The sequence below is a fragment of the Sphingomonas bacterium genome, from assembly GCF_903643065.1.
Taxonomy (GTDB): Bacteria; Pseudomonadota; Alphaproteobacteria; order Sphingomonadales; family Sphingomonadaceae; genus Sphingomonas.
In genome coordinates this window covers 1-2,525 of the sequence record NZ_CAHJWX010000481.1, presented here as the reverse complement: position 1 = coordinate 2,525, position 2,525 = coordinate 1, and the positions used below count along the sequence as shown (strand labels likewise).

Sequence of the window (2,525 nt, the reverse complement as noted above, 5' to 3'; positions counted from 1 at the left end):
CCGCATCGGGCGGTCGCGAGACGAGCACAGGAGCATCGCATCATGGCACAGATCGGAACCTTCACCGCCGGCGACAATGGCGCGTTCACCGGCACCATCCGGACGCTCAGCCTCAACGTCAAGGCGACCATTCGCCCGTCCGAAAAGGACAGCGACAAGGCTCCCGACTATCGCGTGTTCAACGCCGCGACCGAGTTCGGCGCGGCCTGGAAGAAGACCTCGCGCGAGGGCCGCGACTATCTGTCGCTGAAGCTCGATGACCCGAGCTTTCCCGCCCCGATCTACGCCTCGCTCGTCGCCGGCGACGAGAGCGAGCACATGCTGATCTGGTCGCGCTGACGGCTCGGCCGCCGCGCCGCTCCCTGGGCGGTGCGGCGGCGATCCGGGCCGCCCGCCCCGGATCGCAAAGCGGGGGGTGCGGTTTGCGAGCCTCCGCAGCCAGGGCTCCCACGACCATCACTCGATGCAGCGAACGGCATGGCGCCGTCGCACGACGCATCGAGGTCCCATGGAAGACGACATCAATCGCGCCCAGCGCGCAAAGAAAGGCAGCCCGTTCCTCAACACCGAGCAGGCGGCCTTCTATCTCGGCCTGAGCCCGCGCACGCTCCAGCAATTGCGCAGCAGCGCGGAGGGACCGCGCTTCCGGCGCCACTGTCGCTTCGTCCGCTACCATATCGACGACCTCGACAGCTGGTCGCGCGACGTGCGCGGCATGGAGCCGGCACGTGGCTGAGGCGCGCGAAACCGCTCCGCCGCCGGTCGTCACCGCGCGCCCTCGACGCTCTTTATCGTTCCGCCGGATGTGGCTCCGTGCCGGTCCGCTTGGCCTCGGCGTCGGCCTGATCCTCGGCTCGATCGATGCGCCGCCGGCACCCCGGCTGCTCTGGAATGCGAGCGCGAGCGCGCCGATCGGGCTTTACGCGGTGCAGCCGGGCGCGCGCTTGCGGGTCGGCGAGATGGCGGTCGCCGTCCCGCCCGCAGCCGCGCGGATGCTCGCCGCACGCCGCCATTACGCGCCCGCCAACGTGCCGCTGGTGAAGCGCGTGGCGGCGATCGAAGGCGCGTCTGTCTGCGCGATCGGAGCCGCGATCCTGATCGACGGGCGCGTGGTTGCGCGGCGCTTCCCGGCTGATCCGCAAGGGCGAGCGCTGCCCTGGTGGCACGGCTGCCGGCGTCTTGCCACCGGTGAGACCCTGCTCCTGAATACGCCGGCGAACTCGTTCGACGGGCGCTATTTTGGGCCGGTCGGCAGGCAAGCGATCGTCGGCAAGGCGGTGCCGCTGTGGCTGCGCTGAGGTCGATCGTGGCCGCCGCGCTGCTGCTCGCCGCGGCTCCGGCGGCGGCCTCGCCGGTCGATCGTTGGCGGCCGATCGTGGCGCAGGCGGCGCGGCGGTTCGACGTGCCCGAGACCATTATCCTCGCCGTCATCCGTGCCGAAAGCGGCGGGCTGACCATGCTCGACGGTCGCCCGATCACCAGCCGGGCGGGCGCAATGGGGCTTATGCAACTGATGCCGGCGACCTGGGCGACGATGCGGATCGCCCTCAATCTGGGCACCGATCCGTACGATCCGCACGACAATATCCTGGCCGGCACCTTCTATCTCCGCCAGCTGCGCGACCGGTTCGGCTATCCCGGCATGATCGCCGCCTATAATGCCGGGCCTGGGCGCTACGCCGCTTATCTCGCCGGGCAGCGCAGGCTGCCTGGCGAGACCATGGCCTATCTCGGCACGGTCACCGGGCGCGGACCGGCGGCCGCGATCGCGCCCGATACGCCGCCGCGCGAGCTCGTGTTCGTGCTCCGTCACGACCTGGGTGTGCCCGCCGAGGCGCTGGCGCAGCCGGCGACGGACGGCTTGTTTGCGATCCGGAAAGGGCAACCCTGATGGCGGAGGGTGGAGGGCTCGTCTCGTGTCTGCCGAGCATGACGGGCGGCGGGGCGGCTCTCAAGGCCCGCGGGTGCCCCCCAATTTGGCTAGCGCCAAATCGGTTCCCCCCACGTCCGCTGCGCGGCGCGGGACGCTGCCCCGCGGCCCTGACAGCCACCCCGCCACCCGTCGTCACGACTGGGTTCTCGACGATGAGAACGACAGCAGGAGTGAGCGACATGATGGAGGTTCAGAGCATCGGTGGGGCGTCGGATCGCGTGATGGCAGCCTTGATCGCGGGGCTTGAACTTGAGTTTGGGCGAGGCGCCGGTGAGGCCCTGGCGGAGCGATTCCTGGCGGCTGAGGAGAGTGAGTTCTGCTGGGAAGCGCGGGTCGAGGAGCGCTGGATCGGTGCCTATGCGAGCATCGACGAGGAGGACATCGAGCTCGATCGGGTGGCGGTGATCGGGCGGCTGGATGGCCGCTGGTTCGTCGCGGTGTGCATCGTCGATGGTGACGAAGTGGCGCACGGGATGATGGGACGGCGCACGTTCGGATGCGAGCGTGAGGCCCGGGAAGCGTTCGCGAATGCGCGCTGACGGGGCGCCATTTGCATCGGAGGAGCGGCGTCGGAACGGCGTCGCTTCTCCTC

5 protein-coding genes are annotated in these 2,525 nt (G+C 69.9%); all 5 read left to right on the top strand.

What is annotated here, in order from left to right; translation table 11 throughout:
* Window positions 1-42 precede the first annotated feature (42 nt).
* The 5 genes from HUU95_RS14175 (at window position 43) to HUU95_RS14155 (ending at window position 2,472) form a co-directional block, all read left to right on the top strand.
* Entirely contained in the window at window positions 43-339 is a 297-nt protein-coding gene (locus HUU95_RS14175) for a DUF736 domain-containing protein (RefSeq protein ID WP_174280685.1), read from the top strand.
* 169 nt (window positions 340-508) lie between these two features.
* Window positions 509-736, top strand: a complete 228-nt coding sequence (locus HUU95_RS14170) for a helix-turn-helix domain-containing protein (protein ID WP_174280684.1) — start codon at window positions 509-511, stop codon at window positions 734-736.
* 67 nt (window positions 737-803) lie between these two features.
* Window positions 804-1,298, top strand: coding sequence for a S26 family signal peptidase (locus HUU95_RS14165; protein ID WP_174280683.1), 495 nt, complete (start codon window positions 804-806; stop codon window positions 1,296-1,298).
* Window positions 1,286-1,891, top strand: coding sequence for a lytic transglycosylase domain-containing protein (locus HUU95_RS14160; protein WP_174280682.1), 606 nt, complete (start codon window positions 1,286-1,288; stop codon window positions 1,889-1,891). The genes HUU95_RS14165 and HUU95_RS14160 overlap by 13 nt, the downstream gene beginning before the upstream one ends.
* A 221-nt stretch (window positions 1,892-2,112) precedes the next feature.
* The gene (locus HUU95_RS14155; RefSeq protein WP_254602816.1) at window positions 2,113-2,472 is read left to right on the top strand and encodes a hypothetical protein; all 360 of its coding nucleotides are present in this window, start codon (window positions 2,113-2,115) and stop codon (window positions 2,470-2,472) included.
* Window positions 2,473-2,525 lie beyond the last annotated feature (53 nt).

Excerpts from the sequence above, each read along its gene's own strand:
- HUU95_RS14175 (WP_174280685.1), top strand. The coding sequence starts at position 43 with ATGGCACAGATCGGAACCTTCACCGCCGGCGACAATGGCGCGTTCACC.
- HUU95_RS14170 (WP_174280684.1), top strand. The coding sequence starts at position 509 with ATGGAAGACGACATCAATCGCGCCCAGCGCGCAAAGAAAGGCAGCCCG.
- HUU95_RS14165 (WP_174280683.1), top strand. The coding sequence starts at position 804 with ATGTGGCTCCGTGCCGGTCCGCTTGGCCTCGGCGTCGGCCTGATCCTC.
- HUU95_RS14155 (WP_254602816.1), top strand. The coding sequence starts at position 2,113 with ATGATGGAGGTTCAGAGCATCGGTGGGGCGTCGGATCGCGTGATGGCA.